The organism is Sorangium aterium, assembly GCF_028368935.1.
GTDB classification, from domain to species: Bacteria; Myxococcota_A; Polyangia; order Polyangiales; family Polyangiaceae; genus Sorangium; species Sorangium atrum.
In genome coordinates, this window is sequence record NZ_JAQNDK010000003.1 from 102,115 (window position 1) to 117,499 (window position 15,385).

Annotated in this window: 10 protein-coding genes; 8 read left to right on the forward strand and 2 right to left on the reverse strand. The window is 73.7% G+C overall.

Features of this window, described 5'->3' with window-relative positions:
- The first annotated feature begins 72 nt into the window (after window positions 1–72).
- From POL72_RS24805 to POL72_RS24820, 4 genes are all read left to right on the forward strand, one after another.
- Window positions 73–1,686, forward strand: coding sequence for a serine/threonine-protein kinase (locus tag POL72_RS24805; protein WP_272098035.1), 1,614 nt, complete (start codon window positions 73–75; stop codon window positions 1,684–1,686).
- Complete coding sequence (locus POL72_RS24810; RefSeq protein ID WP_272098036.1) at window positions 1,683–2,792, forward strand: PEGA domain-containing protein; 1,110 nt, start codon at window positions 1,683–1,685, stop codon at window positions 2,790–2,792. Before POL72_RS24805 ends, POL72_RS24810 begins: the two co-directional genes overlap by 4 nt.
- On the forward strand, window positions 2,789–3,697 hold the full coding sequence (locus tag POL72_RS24815) for a hypothetical protein (RefSeq protein ID WP_272098037.1): 909 nt from the start codon (window positions 2,789–2,791) through the stop codon (window positions 3,695–3,697). Before POL72_RS24810 ends, POL72_RS24815 begins: the two co-directional genes overlap by 4 nt.
- 734 nt (window positions 3,698–4,431) lie before the next feature.
- Window positions 4,432–5,280 (forward strand): hypothetical protein, encoded by an 849-nt coding sequence (locus POL72_RS24820; protein WP_272098038.1) that lies wholly within the window; start codon window positions 4,432–4,434, stop codon window positions 5,278–5,280.
- Window positions 5,281–5,311: 31 nt separating this feature from the next.
- Here POL72_RS24820 and POL72_RS24825 read toward each other — a convergent pair whose 3' ends face one another.
- Together POL72_RS24825 and POL72_RS24830 are read right to left on the reverse strand one after the other, a co-directional pair.
- A complete protein-coding gene (locus POL72_RS24825) occupies window positions 5,312–7,447 on the reverse strand; it encodes a thrombospondin type 3 repeat-containing protein (RefSeq protein WP_272098039.1) in 2,136 nt (711 codons plus the stop codon).
- A 61-nt stretch (window positions 7,448–7,508) separates the two neighbouring features.
- A complete protein-coding gene (locus POL72_RS24830) occupies window positions 7,509–8,723 on the reverse strand; it encodes a hypothetical protein (protein WP_272098040.1) in 1,215 nt (404 codons plus the stop codon).
- A gap of 198 nt (window positions 8,724–8,921) precedes the next feature.
- Here POL72_RS24830 and POL72_RS24835 point away from each other — a divergent pair, with 198 nt between their 5' ends.
- The 4 genes from POL72_RS24835 to lon all read left to right on the forward strand — a co-directional run bounded on the left by POL72_RS24835 (window position 8,922) and on the right by lon (window position 15,366).
- Window positions 8,922–9,971 carry a PEGA domain-containing protein gene (locus tag POL72_RS24835; protein ID WP_272098041.1) on the forward strand — a complete coding sequence of 350 codons (1,050 nt, stop codon included), beginning with the start codon at window positions 8,922–8,924 and terminating at the stop codon, window positions 9,969–9,971.
- A 5-nt stretch (window positions 9,972–9,976) separates the two neighbouring features.
- Window positions 9,977–11,938, forward strand: coding sequence for an NHL repeat-containing protein (locus POL72_RS24840; protein ID WP_272098042.1), 1,962 nt, complete (start codon window positions 9,977–9,979; stop codon window positions 11,936–11,938).
- Window positions 11,939–12,014: 76 nt separating this feature from the next.
- Window positions 12,015–12,896 carry a hypothetical protein gene (locus POL72_RS24845; RefSeq protein ID WP_272098043.1) on the forward strand — a complete coding sequence of 294 codons (882 nt, stop codon included), beginning with the start codon at window positions 12,015–12,017 and terminating at the stop codon, window positions 12,894–12,896.
- A 52-nt stretch (window positions 12,897–12,948) separates the two neighbouring features.
- The gene (gene lon, locus POL72_RS24850; protein ID WP_272098044.1) at window positions 12,949–15,366 is read left to right on the forward strand and encodes an endopeptidase La; all 2,418 of its coding nucleotides are present in this window, start codon (window positions 12,949–12,951) and stop codon (window positions 15,364–15,366) included.
- Window positions 15,367–15,385: the final 19 nt, after the last annotated feature.

A 15,385-nucleotide genomic window follows, 5' to 3' on the forward strand; every position in this document is an offset into this window, starting at 1 on the left:
TCGCATAAGGTGGCCCCCTGAATAACGTGGCGGTGGTGGCGCCCTGGAGGCAGCCCCAGCGCAGGAGCGTCCGTGAGCTCACCGGTCACCGAAGGTCAAATTCTATCGGGAAAATACCGGGTCGAGCGCATCCTCGGGCAAGGGGGCATGGGCGTCGTCGTCGCCGCGCTGCACGAGCAGCTCCACCAGCGGGTCGCCATCAAGCTGCTCCACCCCGGCGCCAACGACGAGATGGTGGAGCGCTTCGTGCGCGAGGCGCGCGCGGCGGTGCGCCTGAAGAGCGAGCACGTCGCGCGCGTGCTCGACGTCGGGACGCTCGAGACGGGCGCGCCGTTCATGGTGATGGAGTACCTGGAGGGGAGCGACCTCCAGGAGACGCTGCGGCGGAGCGGCCCGCTCGAGCTGGAGGAGGCCGTGGGCTACGTGCTCGAGGCCTGCGAGGCCATCGCCGAGGCGCACGCGGCCGGCATCATCCACCGCGATCTCAAGCCGGCGAACCTCTTCCTCACGCGGGCGGCGGACGGCAGCGGCATGGTGAAGGTGCTCGATTTCGGCATCTCGAAGGCGCTGGCGGACCCGTCGACGGCCGGGGCCGAGCCGGAGCTCGGGCTGACGAAGACGGCGATGGTGCTCGGCTCGCCGCTCTACATGGCGCCCGAGCAGATGCGCTCGGCGCGCTCGGTCGACGCGCGCGCGGACATCTGGTCGCTCGGCGCCATCCTCTACCAGCTGCTCACCGCGCGTGTCCCCTTCGACGCGAGCTCGCTGTCCGAGCTCATCCTGATGATCAACACCGAGCCGCCGCCGCCCCCGACGACGTTCCGGCGCGACCTGCCGCCGGGCCTCGAGGCGGCGATCCTGCGCTGCCTCGAGAGGGACGTCACGAAGCGCTTCAAGTCGGTCGCCGAGCTCGCGGGCGCCATCGTCGATTTCGGGCCTCCGCTCGCGCTGGCCTCGCTGGAGCGGATCGAGCGGACGCTGGGGCTCGTCCCCGCGGTCTCGTTCCGGGACCGGGCGAGCTCCGTGCGCGAGCGCATGAGCACGCCGCCCGCCTGGCAGACGTCGCAGGACCGCGCGAGCGGCGTCCCCGCGGCGACAGCGCGGCACAGCGCGGCGCCGCCTGCCGGCGCGACGGCGGGCGGCGCGGTCGGCCACACCGCAGGCCCGGCGGGCACCGCGCCCGGCTGGGCGGCCGGGGGCGCCGCGCCCGGGGCGCGCTCGCGGAGCGGCGTCGTGCTCGCGCTGGCCGTGGTGGGCGTCGCCGTGGTGATCGGCGGGGTCCTGCGCTTCGTCACGTTCCATGGCGGCGCGGACGCTCCTCCCGCCGACCCGTCGGCCGTGGCGGCGACCGCCTCCGCCGAGCCCTCCGCGCCCGCGACGCCGGCTCCCCCTCCTGTCGCACCTCCGGAGGTGACCGCGGAGCCGCAGCCGCCGGCGACCGCGGCGCCGTCGGCGACCGTGTCCCCGGTGGCGACCGCCGCGCCGGTGGCCACCGCTGCGCCGCTGTCGACCGCCGGGCCGAAGGCGCCGGCGAGCGCGACGCCGGTCGCCACCGGGCCTCGGCCGAAGCCCACCGCCGCGCCCTCGGCCGCGCCGGCCGCGACCGCCGCGCCGACCGCGACCGCGACCGCCGCGCAGCCGGGGAGCATCTTCGATGTGCTGAACGACAAAGGTAAGCCCAGATGAGTTGGCCAGGAAGCGAACGGCTCCCGCTGTGGAGCAGCAGGAGCCTGCGCGTCGGCGCCGCGGTCGCGCTCGGCGGCGCCGTGCTGACGGCCCTCGCGCCCGCGGGGGCGCAGCCGGCGCCGGCGGGAGCGCAGCCGGCGCCGGTGGCGGCGCAGCCCGCTCCTGCCGCTGGCGCGCCGGCCGCGGGCGCTCCTGCTGCCCAGGGGCCGCTGTCCGCGACGCTCACCGGCGAGGCGAAGGCCGAGTACGAGGCCGCGCGGATCCTCTTCAACGACGGCGACTACCGCAACGCCATCATCAAGTTCGAGCGTTCCTTCGAGCTCTCCGGCGACCCGCGGCTGCTCTGGAACATCGCCCTCTGCCAGAAGAACCTGAAGCGCTACGCGCGCCTCCTCGGGACGGTCGAGAAGCTCCTCAGGGACGCCGGCCCCCAGCTCGGGGAGCAGGATCGCAAGGACGCCGCCGCGCTCATCGAGGCGACGAAGGCCTACGTGAGCCGGCTCGATCTGAAGGCCAGCGAGGCGGGGGCCACGGTCTTCGTCGACGGCGAGGAGGTCGGCCAGACGCCGCTGAGCGAGCCCGTGCTGCTCGACGTCGGCACCCGGAAGATCCGGGTGACCAAGAAGGGCTTCAAGGACGTCGAGGTCTCCCAGCAGGTGACGGGCGGCGGTGACGTCACGGTCACGGCCACGCTGGAGAAGGAGGTCCACCAGGGGCGCCTCATCGTCACGGCGGCGCCGGACGCGGTCATCTCCATCGACGGCCGCGTGGTCGGCCGCGGCGGCTACGACGGGCCCGTGCCGAGCGGCGGTCACGCGCTCCGCGTCACGGCGTCCGGGATGGTGTCGCACCAGTCCGAGGTGATGATCCAGGACGACCAGACGCGCCGCGTGCAGGTCACGCTGGCGCCGCAGCCCAAGCAAGGGAACGTCGAGACCTGGCTCTGGATCGGCGGCGGTGTGCTGGTGGCCGCGGGCGCGGTCCTCGTCGCCACGGGGGTCTTCGGGCCGGAGCCGCCGGTCGAGGGCCGCACGTCGCCCGGCTCGGTCGCCCTGTCCCGGAAGGGCGGCGCCACGTTCACGATCCCCTTCGGGGGTGGCCGATGAGCGCCGCTGCCCGGGCGGCGCTCGCCGCGCTCGTCGCTGTCGCGGCCTGCGGGTGCTCTCCGCCGGACGAGATCATGCTCGCCGTCTCGACGGATCTCGCCATGCCCGACGACTTCAGCGCCCTCCAGGTGCAGGTGTTCGAGGGCGGCACGCCCAAGTTCTCGGCGTCCTACGAGCGGCTCGGCGAGTCCGACGCCGCCGCGCGCCTGCCGGCGACGATCGGCTTCTTCTCCGCGAGCGGCGGCGGCGACTCGATCCGGATCAAGGTCAGCGCCCGCATCGGGGACGAGCTCGGCGCGGTGCGCGTCCTGCGCGAGGCGGTCACGAGGATCCCGAAGAACCGCGTCGCGCTGCTGACGCTGCCGCTCAACTTCCTCTGCGACGACTCGGGCGAGATCGACGAGAGCGGCGACGTGGTGAACAAGCACTGCTCGGAAGGGCAGACCTGCGTCGCCGGGGCGTGTGTGTCGAGCGAGGTCGATGCGGGCGCGCTCCCCGACTACGCGCCCGGCGACGTCTATGGCGGCGGAGACGGAGACGGCGACGGCGATTGCTTCGACGTGACGGCCTGCTTCCAGGGCACGGCGCCTGCGGAGGTCGACGCGGCCTGCTCGATCGCTGGCGAGGCCGGGGTCCCGCTCAACGTGGCGCTGGAGACCGCCGCGGGCGACGGGATCTGCGATGACGCCGACCGTTGCCTTGTGGCGCTCGACGCCGGCAGCGCCGATGGCTTCCGGGTGGAGGACGACGGGCGGATCCAGCTGCCGACCGCCGTGTGTGAGCACGTGGCCGCGGGGAAGATCGCGGCTGTCGTGACGTCGCCCGTGACGGCCGCGTGCGTCCAGAAGACCGCGGGCCTGCCGACGTGCGGGCCGTGGTCGGCGTCGGGCTCCGCGAAGCCGTGATGATGGAACCGCCAAGACGCCAGAAGACGCCAAGAAAAACACAAAAATCTTGGCGTCTTCTGGCGTCTTGGCGGTTCAAAAGACCCTGCCTTTGGCCGAAGTACCCCTCCACCCATCCGAGCGCTCGCCGTCCGGCGTTTCGGCAGGTCGCGATCTGGGAAAGCGGTCGATATCGACGTGCCGTCGAGAGCGTGACCTGACCTGACGCTCGTCGTCGAGCGTTCCGGCAGGTCGCGATCTGGGAAAGCGGTCGATATCGACGTGCCGTCGAGAGCGTGACCTGACTCGACGCTCGTCGTCGAGCGTTCCGGCAGATCGCGATCTGGGAGGACGCTTGAACCCGGATGTCCCGTCGAGAACGTGACCTGAGCCGACGCATGTCATCAGGCGCTCGCCCAGGTCGCGATCAGCCCGAGCGCCGGAGCTCGACGTGCCGGCAAGATCGCGATCTTCCCGGGACATTGCCGCGAACGCTGTGCCCAGGTCCCCACCTGGGCTTCCCTTCAAAATTACGCTGAGCGCCAGATCGGGGCCGCCTTCCTCACGGCTCTCGTGAGCCTCGGCCCATGACGAGCGCCTGTGAGGGCCGTCACCTCACGTCGGTCGCCCCGAAGCGCGACTCGGGGCCGCGCTGCGCGCTCCGCGGTTGCTCCTGTAATCGGGTGTCATCGACAGGACATGAGACCGGCGCTTCCCTGGCACGACGCGCTGTCCCCCACGTGGAGGTCTGTCCCATGTTGAAACACCTGATGATTGAAGAGATGGTCGCCCTCGTCGCTCCGTGGATCGAGGATGCCCAGCGGAAGCGGCTGTTCCTGTCGATCCCGGAGATCGCCGGGCTGCACGACAAGGTGGCCGAGGTCCACGGCGCCGTGCTGGCGGTTCGCCCGAGCAAGACGGGCGTGTCGGCCGGGATGACGGCCCTGAACGACGAGCTCGCGAAGGTCGACGAGCGCCACGATCACCTGGCCAAGGCGGTCTCGTACGGCATCGACGCGCACCGCGAGCACTGTCTGGCGGAGGAGCCGCCGGACGTCGGGGGGGCGGAGGCGTGTGATCAGGCCCAGGGCCGGCTGTTCCCGACCGGGCTCGCCATCATCAAGGCGTCGCCCACCGCGGAGTCGGGCAACACGGCGCGTATCGCCCGGCTCCTCGACGAGGAGCCCTCGACCGCCGCGCTCCTCAAGGCGATCCCGGCGCCGGGCAAGACGACGCTGCTCCACACCGTGCAGCGGTGGATCGCGTCGGGCAAGGAGCTCGCGACGATCGAGCACCGGCGGGACGCGCTCGCCGCCAAGGAGAAGACCGCGCCGGTCGTGAACGCGACGATCCTGGCGGCGCGCAATCAATGGCTCCGCGTCGTCGCCGCGGTGCTCTCCAACCTGGAGATCTCCAGCGCTCCGGCGGAGGCCATCGAGACGATCCGCGGCCCCGTCCTGAAGGCGTCCGAGCGAGCCGGCAGGCGCTACGCCAGCGGCAAGGCCGGGGGCGCCGGCGCCGAAGGGCCTCGCCAGCCCGCGGCAGCGGGGGAGGGGGGCGCCGCCGCCGGGGGCGCGCCCGGGGCCAGCCCGCCCGTGGAGTGACGCCACGTGAGGGACGGCCCGGCGGCGCGCGTCACCCGCGCCGCCGCCGCCACCGCGCGAGGAGCGCCGCGGCGGCCAGCCACGCCGCCGCAGAGCCAGCCGCCCCGTCGGTGCCCGCCGCGAGCCCGCAGCCGTTGCCGTGCGCCCGGGGGTCGCCGCGCAGGGGCCTGGGGGCGGCGCCCTCGCCGCCCGAGCCGTCTTCGCCGCCCTGGCCTCCGCCGCCCGCACCGGCGTCGCCGCCGCCCGGGCCCGCGTCGCCGCCGCCCGGGCCCGCATCACCGCCGCCCGCACCGGCGTCGCCGCCGCCCGCACCGGCGTCGCCGCCCGCGCCGCCGCCTCCGCTGCCGGCGTCATCGGGCACGCAGCCGCCGGCCACGCAGGTGCCGCCGGGGCAGCGGGCGCCCTCCTTGGGGAGGAGCGCGCACTCGCCGTGCCTCGGGTGGCACTGCGCGGAGGTGCAGACGTTCCCGGAGGGCGCGCACACGACCGGATCGCCGCCCTTGCAGACGCCGCCGTCGCAGGCGTCGTTCCGGGTGCAGGGGTTGCCGTCGTCGCAGGGCGTGCCGTCGGGCTTCGCCGGCGCGCTGCAGTCGCAGGCGTCGCCCACGTGGTCGCCGTTCGCGTCCTCCTGCCCCTCGTTCGAGAGGAAAGGGCAGTTGTCGTCGGCGTCGGGCGCGCCGTCGCCGTCGTCGTCGTCGTCGCACCGGTCGCCGTAGCCGTCGCCGTCGCCGTCGCTCTGGCTCGGGTTGGCCACGAGCGGGCAGTTGTCGCCGTCGTCGGGCGCGCCGTCGCCGTCGTCGTCGATGTCGCACGCGTCGCCCTCGCCGTCGCGGTCGAGATCGGACTGGTCGGGGTTCGGGACGGAGAGGCAGTTGTCCGCGCCGTCCTCCACGCCGTCGTCGTCCCTGTCCAGCGCGTTCAGGTCGCACGCGTCGCCCCGGCCGTCCGTGTCGGCGTCGGCCTGATCGGGGTTGGGGACGAGCGGGCAGTTGTCGACCTCGTCGCCAAGACCGTCGTTGTCGTCGTCGTCGTCGCACGCGTCGCCGCTGTCGTCCGGCGGCGACTCGTCCTTGTTGTTCTCCTGCCCCGCGTTGGGCGTCGACGGGCAGTTGTCGAGGTCGTCGGGCACGCCGTCGCCGTCGTCGTCGGGATCGCAGGCGTCGCCCGCGCCGTCGCCCTCGAGGTCCGCCTGATCGCGGTTCGCCGTGAGCGGGCAGTTGTCGTCGCCGTCGAGCACGCCGTCGCCGTCGTCGTCGGGATCGCAGGCGTCGCCCGCGCCGTCGCCGTCGGCGTCGGCCTGATCCGGGTTCGGCGCCGACGGGCAGTTGTCGTCGAGGTCCTTCACGCCGTCGTCGTCGTCATCGCCGTCGCCGTCCGCGTCCCAGTTGACGACGTAGGCCCGCTCGCGCACCGACATCCCGGCGAGCGCCGGCGCCGGGAGCGCGTCGAGGTGGGCCGCGCCCGCGTGGGAATCGGCCCGGCTCGCGCGCTGGCCGCCGAAGTGCATGACGATCCGCGTCGCCCCGGGCGGCAGCTTCAGGGTGAACTCGACGGCGGGCCCCTGCGTCGCCGCGCAGTCGAAGGTGGTCATCCCGACGCTCCCCGGCACGATCGCCGCGGAGGGCCCGAAGAAATTGAAATGGAGGCTCGGATCCCCCGCCATGTCGACGGTGTCGTCCGTGGCGAGCCATCGGTCCGCCGGCGTGAACTCCAGATCGCCCGTGTACGACTGCGTGATGGTGGTGCCGTTGTCGGACCCGACGTTCGTCTCGATCCGCACGACCGTCACCCGCTCGCCGGCGGTGGGGTTGTGGAGGATCTCCAGGAAGCGCGCCCACCCCTCGTCGGTCGGCACGTAGATCTTCCGGGTGACCTCGAGCTCGCCCATCAGCGCCGGCCCGTGGACGAGCTGCCGCCCGTCCATCTCCTCGGCCCGGGTCGACGAGGGGAAGGTGCTCCCGTCCACCCGCAGCATCATGCCGGTGTCGAAGGCGTCGTTCGTCCCGTCGCCGATCACCCCGTCCGTCCCGACGTCCCACCGGAAGGAGAGACCATCGATGAGGTCCTGCAAGGGGCCCGCGGCGGAGCACTGCGCGGCCGCGCTACGCGGCGCCGCAGCGAGCGCCAGCGTGACGCCGAGCGCGGTGGCCATCACGGTTCGCTTCATCCTCTTCACCCTCTCTCGCCACGCAGGGCCGCGTCGCATGGCCCGATCACGCTCGTCCTCGTCACCGCGCCGCGCCGCCCGCGGCCGGCTCCTGCTCGCCTTGCGCCTGCTCCGGGCAGCCGCGCCGCGACGGGTCGCCGCCCGCGGAGCCCGCGGCCGCCCGGGGGCAGAGGTCGTCCTGATCGGCGACGCCGTCCTCGTCCTCGTCCTCGACGGGACAGCCGTTCCTCTTCGCGTCGGCGCTGGCCGGGCCGTGCGCGTACGGGCACGCGTCCCGCGCGCCGGGGATGCCGTCCATGTCCGGATCCGCGTTCGCTTCGACGTCCGCCGCCGCGCCGGCGGGCGGCCGCGCCGGGGGAGCCCACGCCACCGTGCCCATCGCGCGGAACGACGGCGTGCCGATCGCGTCGCCGATCCCCGGCCCGGCGGCCGCTCCGACGACGAGGCCGGCGAGGGGGCGGAGCCGGGCGCCGATCAGGAGCTCGGCGCTCGTCGTCCTCTCCACCTCGACCCGCTCGCGCGCGGTGAGCGACAGGGAGCCGCCCTGGAGCATCGTCTCGGCGTACACCTCCGGGCCGACCTGCAGCCGCTCGTCCCAGAGGAGCACGCCCGCGCCGCCGCCGTAAGCGAGCGTCGAGGGGCTCTCGGAGCTCCGCATCACCGCGCCGGCCGCGACGCTCCACACGACGCGCGCGACCCGCCCGCCGAGCAGGAGCTGCGGCGTGACGCGGACCGCGCCCTCGCCCATGTACGCGTCCGAGCTGCCCGTGGGCAGGTGCAGGGACGCGCTCGTGCCGATCTGGAAGGGGTCGCCGTCGTCGCCGAGCAGCCGGACCCGCACGCCGAGGCGCAGATCGCCGAGCGCAGGGGACGAGGGGGCCTCGGGCGCGCCCGCGCCGGCCGCCGCCGCGGCGCCGTCGCCGCTCTGGGCGAGCGCGAGCGGCAGCGAGGCCGAGACGAGCAGCCGATCCCACAGCGAGAGGGAGCCGCCGACGTGGAGGAGCGACTGGCTGCCGACGATCACCCGCTCGGGCGAGGCGCCATCGGAGAGCGTGAGCGGATCCTCCGCGTGGTCGAACAGGGCGAGCCCGCGCGGGACCAGGTGCCCTCCGATGAACGGCGACGGCACACCGAAGAGCGGATCGCCCGCCGGTGTCGGCTCGAACCGGCTGAGCGCGACGGCGCCAGGCCCCTCCGCGCGCGCGGAGGACGGGCCGAGGGCGATGCCGAGGAGCGCGCCCGCAAGCGCCGCGCCCACCGTGATGAGGCCTCTCATGGGCGCCGGATGGTATCCCCGCCACCGCAAGCGGAGCAAAGGCGATTTGTCCGAGACGTTTCCAACAGTTGCTTGCGCGGCGCGCGCATCGGGTAGCATCGCGGTGATCCCAGCCGGAGAATCGCGGTGATCCCAGTCGGAGAATCGGAGAGTCGGAGCACGGCCCGCGCGGTGTGCCTCCGCCAGCAAGGAGCATCGATGCGAGGGAAGCACCTGGGCCGTTGGGGGCGCGCCGTCGCGGCCGCGCTCGGCGTGGGGCTCGCGGCGGGCGCGGCCGCGGCCCAGCCGGCGCGCTCCGCGCCCGCAAAGGCGCCGCCCGCAAAGGCGCCGCCCGCAGCGACGCCGCCCGCAGCGACGCCGCCCGCGCCGCCCGCGGAGACGCCGCTCGCGGAGTCGCTGACCGGGATGGCCAGGGCCGAGCACGGGGCGGGCGCGGCGCTGTTCGACGACGGCGACTACGCGGGCGCGCTCGCGCGGTACGAGCGCGCCTACGAGCTGTCGCGCGATCACCGGCTCCTCTGGAAGATCGCGCTCTGCCAGAAGAACCTGCGGCGCTACGCGTCGATGCTCGCGACGCTGCGCCGGCTGGAGGCCGAGGGGGGCGCCGCGCTGTCGGCGCGCGACAGGCAGGACATCGCCGATCTGCTCAAGGCCGCCGGGATCTTCGTGTCCCTCCTCGCGATCACGGCGAGCGAGCCGGGGGCCGCGGTGTTCGTGGACGAGGAGCGGGTCGGGACGACGCCGCTCGCCGCGCCGGTGCCGATCGACATCGGCGAGCGCCGCATCCGCGTGTCGAAGCCCGGCTTCGTCGATTTCGTCCGCCAGGTGAAGGTCGTGGGCGGCGACAGCGTCGCGCTCGTGGTGCAGCTCGACCGGGCGGTGCACCGGGGGCGGCTCGCCATCGCGGCGGGGCAGGACGATCTCATCGCGATCGACGGCAAGGTGGTGGGCAAGGGCCGCTGGGAGGGCTCGGTGCAGAGCGGGACCCACGCGCTGCGGGTGACGGCGCCGGGGATGGCGCCGCACGAGGCGCAGATCCTGGTCCGCGACGACGAGCGCCGCCGGATCGACGTGTCGCTGGAGCGCGCCGCGCAGCGGGGCGGCGCGAGCAAGTGGCTCTGGATCGGCGGCGGCGCGGCGATCTTCGCGGGCGCGCTCGTCGCGGGCGCGCTGCTCTTCGAGCCGGGGACGCCGGTGGAGCAGGGCAGCCTGGGCACGGTCCCGCTCAGCTTCGGAGGGAGACGTTGATGCGGATGAAACGGACGAAGCGGACCAGGTCGATGTCGGCGGCGGTGTGGCTCTCGCTCGCCGCGGCGGCTGGGCTCTCGGCCTGCGGCGGGGAGAAGGGGCAGCTCATGGTCGTCTTCCAGACGGACATGTCGCTGCCGAAGGACATCGATACGGTCCGGATCGAGGCGACGCTCGACGGGTCCGTCGTCTACGACGAGACGTTCGAGCGGCTCGGGAGCGACGGGTCGATCCGCCTTCCGGCGACGCTGGGCTTCCTCACGCCCGACGAGCCGTCGCAGGCGCTCCGGGTGCGCGTCATCGCCAGCCGCGGCGGGAAGGACGGGGTGCGCCTGCTCCGCGAGGTGCTGACGACCGTGCCCGAGGGGCGCACGGCGACGCTGCACATGCCCATCCAGTTCCTGTGCGACGGCTCGGCCGAGGTCGAGCGCGACGCGCAGGGCAACGCGCTGCGCGACGCGGACGGCAACGTGCTCGTCAAGAACAGCTGTCCCGAGGGCCAGAGCTGCGTCGCGGGCTCGTGCGTGCCGCGCGAGGTCGACTCGCGCGAGCTGCCCGATTACGAGGCCGTGGCCGTGTTCGGCGGCGGGTCGGGCGACGGCGACGGGCTCTGCTTCGACACCCTGCGGTGCTTCGCCGCCGCCGCGTCGGCGCCGGTCGATCTCGAGGCGTTCGCCGCGGACGGCACCGTCTGTCGGGCCGCCGCCCCGAGCGGCGACGTGAACGTCGCGCTGCTCACGCAGGGCGGCGGCATCTGCGGCGAGAGCGCGTGCTTCGTGCCGCTCGACGCGGAGAGCGACGCGGGCTTCCGGGTGGAGGAGGGCAACGTGCTCCGGCTGCCCGTCGAGGTGTGCAGGCGCGCGCAGAGCGGCAAGCTCGCGGGGCTCGCGATCGTAGCCGCGGGCGAGGGGAAGTGCCGCAGGAAGGGGACGGACCTGCCGACGTGCGGCCCGTGGTCGGCGCTGCAGGGCGGCGAGTCCACGGTGCCCGACGCGTCGGCGCCCGTCCCCGTGGCGGTGGCGCAGGTCCACCCGGTGTCGCTGCAGGTGGCGGCGGGCGGCGTGACGTGGATCGCGGGCGCCACGTTCGACGGGGAGGGGATGGCCCAGGAGGACGGGGAGCTGAAGACGGCGCCCGTCGACGGCGGGGAGCCGCTGATCCTCGGCGCGACGCAGGCCTCGCCGCGGGATCTCGCGATCGACGAGGCGCGGCAGGTGGCCTTCTGGACGAACGCGGAGGACGGCACGCTGAGGGTGGTCCCGCTCGCGGGCGGCGAGCCGCGGGTGCTGCTCGCCGATCTGGAGCAGCCCGAGGGGCTCGCGCTCTCGGGCGGCGCGCTCTCGTGGACCGAGCTCTGGGGAGGCGGCGTGTTCCGGGCGCAGCTGAGCGGCAGCGGCGCGGAGGTCGAGCTCGGCGCGCCGGAGGAGCTGACGCCGACCGGCACGGCGTTCTCGTCGCCCTACCGCGTGGCCAGCGCGGGGGACACCGTGTGCTGGACGTACCAGGGCACGCTGGGCAGGACCGACGGGGCGGTGGCGTGCCGCGTGGGCGAGGCCTCGGTGACGATCGCGGCGGAGCAGCTCACGCCGCGCGAGATCGCGCTCGACGTGGACGGGGAGGGGAACGCGGCGGCTGTCTACTGGGCGAGCTTCGAGGGCGGCAGCGTCTTCCGGGCGGATCTGAGCGGGGCGGAGGTCGGCGCGCCCGAGGAGATCGCGTCGGATCAGGGCCAGCTGAACGGCCTCGCTGTGGACGAGGGGCACGTGTACTGGACGCGGCGCGACGCGGGGACGGTCGTGCGCATGCCGAAGGGCGGCGGCGAGCAGGAGGTGCTGGCCTCGGGGCAGGCGCGGCCGGGCGACATCGCTGTGGACGAGGCGACCGTCTACTGGATCAACGAGGGATCGCCGGACGGCAGCGACGGCGCGCCGGTGAAGGACGGGGCGGTGCTGAAGCGCGCGAAGTGACGGGGGCGGCGGCGAGCGCAGGGGGCGGCGCCGCGCCGTCTGCGCGCTCGCCGCCGCGTGTGCTATGGGCCGATCCGTGAAACGCACGGCGCTTCTCCTGTTCGCCCTCGCGCTCCCCGCGTGCGGATCGAGCTACGCACAGCAGGGCCCGAGCGACACGCTCCGGGCCTACGCGCAGGCGCTCCAGGAGGGGCGCGTCGACGCGGCGTACCGGCTGCTCTCGGACGAGGCCAAGCGGTCGATGTCGCTCGAGGCCTTCCGGCGCGCGGTGCGGGACAACCCGGACGACGCGCTCGAGATCGCCCGCGCCATCGCGCGGCCCGCGGCCGATCCGGTGGTGACCGCGACGGTCACCATGCCGAACGGCGAGGAGCTCCTGCTCGTCTTCGAGGGCGGCCGCTGGCGGCTCGACGCGGCGGCGGTCGATCTCTACGGTCAGGCGACGCCCCGGCAGGCGCTGGTGGGGTTCCTGCGGGCCTTCGAGCGGCGACGCTACGACGTGATCATGCGCTACGTTCCCGACGCCGAGCGGGAAGGCCTCGTCGAGCCCGCAGGCGCTGCGCCCGACGAGGTGGGCGCGCCCGCCGAGGCGAGCTCCGCGCGGGGTGGCGAGAGCCCGGCGCAGCCCGCCGGATCTGGAGCCGCGCCGCCCGGCGCGGGAGCCGGACCTGGAGCCGCGCCGCCCGGCGCGGGAGCTGACGCGGCGCAGAAGCCGGGCGGTCGGCCCGGGACGGTCAAGGCCGCGGCCGACGCGGGGCAGCTCACGCCCGAGAAGCTGAAGAGCGCCTGGGAGGGGCCGCAGAAGGAGCAGATCAACCGGGTCGTCCAGGCGATCAAGGCGGCGCTGCCGACCGCGACCATCGAGGAGACGGGGGACAGCGCGTCGATGGCCTACGGCGCCGGCGGTACGGTCGCTTTCACGCGCGAGCACGGGGTCTGGAAGATCAAGGACTTCTAGCGGCGCGCCCGCGTCATGGCTTCGAGAAGAGCGCTGTACTAGGGTTGTCTGCATGCCGACCGGCGATCCTTCTTCGCGAACGCCTCCCTCGCCCGACGCGGATAGCGTCCCGATCCTCCCGCTGCGCAACTCGGTGCTGTTCCCGATGTCGGTCGTGCCGATCAACGTCGGCCGGCCGCGGAGCGTGCGCCTTGTCGAGGATCTCCTCGGCCGCGAGCGCGCGCTGGTCGGCGTGATCAGCCAGAGGTCGCCCGACGTGGACGAGCCCACGTTCAAGGAGCTCTACGCCGTCGGGACCGTCGCGCGCGTGGTGAAGGTCATCCGGCTCGGCCCGAACAACTACTCGGTCGTGCTGAACGGGCTCGGCCGCTTCCGGGTGAAGTCGGCCTTCTCGCTGGAGCCGTACATGCGCGCGCGGATCGAGCGCATCCCGGAGTCGCTCGTGCGCGACGTGGAGCTCGAGGCGCTCGGCGCCGGCCTGCGCGAGGCGACGCGCGAGGTGCTCGGCCTGATGCCGAACCTGCCGCGCGACACGGCGGGCATCCTCGACAACGTGCGTGAGCCGGGCGCGCTCGCCGATCTGATCGCCTCGAACTTCCCGCAGGCGCAGGCCTCGGTCGGCGACAAGCAGGAGATCCTCGAGGCGTTCGACGTGAAGGCGCGCGTCCGCCTCGTGCTCGCGATGGTCGGCCGCCAGCTCGAGGTGCTGCGGGTCAAGAAGGAGATCTCCTCCATGGTGCAGGAGGAGATGGGCAAGTCGCAGCGCGAGTACATCCTCCGGCAGCAGATGAAGTCGATCAAGGAGGAGCTCGGCGAGGGCGGCGACGACGACGAGATCGAGGAGCTCCGCGAGCGCATCCGGCGCGCCAAGGTGCCGGCGGAGGTCGACAAGGTGGTCCGCAAGCAGCTCAGCCGGCTGCGCTCGATGGCGCAGCAGTCGGCCGAGTTCAACGTGACCAAGACGTACCTCGAGTGGATCGCGGATCTGCCGTGGTCCAAGACGACGGTGGACAAGCTGAGCGTCGAGAGCGTGCGGCGCTGCCTCGACGAGGATCACCTCGGGCTGGAGAAGGTGAAGAAGCGGATCGTCGAGTACTCGGCGATCCGGCAGCTCCGCACGGACAAGAAGGGGCCGATCCTGCTCTTCATCGGGCCGCCCGGCGTCGGCAAGACGTCGCTCGGCAAGTCGATCGCGCGCAGCATGGGGCGCCGCTACGAGCGGATCGCGCTCGGCGGCGTGCGCGACGAGGCGGAGATCCGCGGGCACCGGCGCACGTACGTGGGCGCGCTGCCCGGGCGCATCCTGCAGGCGCTGAAGAAGGCGGGCACCAAGAACCCGGTGCTCGTGCTCGACGAGGTCGACAAGATGGGCGTCGACCTGCGCGGCGATCCGGCGGCGGCGCTCCTCGAGGTGCTCGATCCGGAGCAGAACTCGACGTTCCAGGACCACTACCTCGACCTGCCGTTCGATCTGTCGCAGGTGATGTTCCTCGCGACCGCGAACAACTGGGACGGCATCCCGGGGCCGCTCGTCGACCGCATGGAGGTCATCGAGGTGCCCGGCTACACGCGGACCGACAAGCTGGGGATCGCGCGGGAGTTCCTGGTGCCGAAGCAGCTGTCGGCGCACGGTCTCACGGACGAGCGCCTGGAGTTCACGGAGCCGGGCATCGAGGCGGTCGTCGACCACTACACGCGCGAGGCGGGCGTGCGCGGCCTGGAGCGGCAGATCGCGGCGGTGTGCCGCGCGACGGCGGTGAAGGTCGCCGAGGGCCACGACGTGCGCGAGGTGGCGACGCCCGAGCACGTGGAGCAGGTGCTCGGCCCGCACAAGCACCGCCCCGAGATCGCCGAGCGGACGCTCCAGCCCGGGGTCGCGACCGGCCTCGCGTGGACGCCGGCGGGCGGCGAGATCCTCTTCATCGAGGCGACGAAGATGCCGGGCAAGGGCAACGTGGTGCTCACCGGCAACATGCGGAACGTGATGCAGGAGTCGGCGAGCACGGCGGTGAGCTTCGTGCGCAGCAAGGCCGATCGGCTGCACCTCGATCCGGAGTGGCTCAAGGAGATCGATCTGCACGTGCACATCCCGCAGCACGGCACGCCGAAGGACGGGCCGAGCGCGGGCGTGACGATGTTCGCGGCGGTGGCGTCGCTGCTGCTGGGGGCGTCGGTGCGCAGCGACGTCGCGATGACGGGGGAGATCTCGCTGCGCGGGCGGGTGATGCCGGTCGGGGGGGTCAAGGAGAAGCTGCTCGCGGCCCACCGCGCCGGGATCCGGCACGTGCTCATCCCGGCGAAGAACCGGCGTGACCTCGAGGACGTGCCGCAGGACGTCAAGGATCAGATCAAGATCACGATGGTGTCGTCGATGGAGGAGATCCTGCCGATCGTGCTGGAGCCGCCGCGGCGCGCTCCGGCGCAGAGCGCGTCGCCGGAGGAGATCGAGGAGCAGGCGGGGGCGCAGTAGGAGAGAGGTCGTCGAGGGC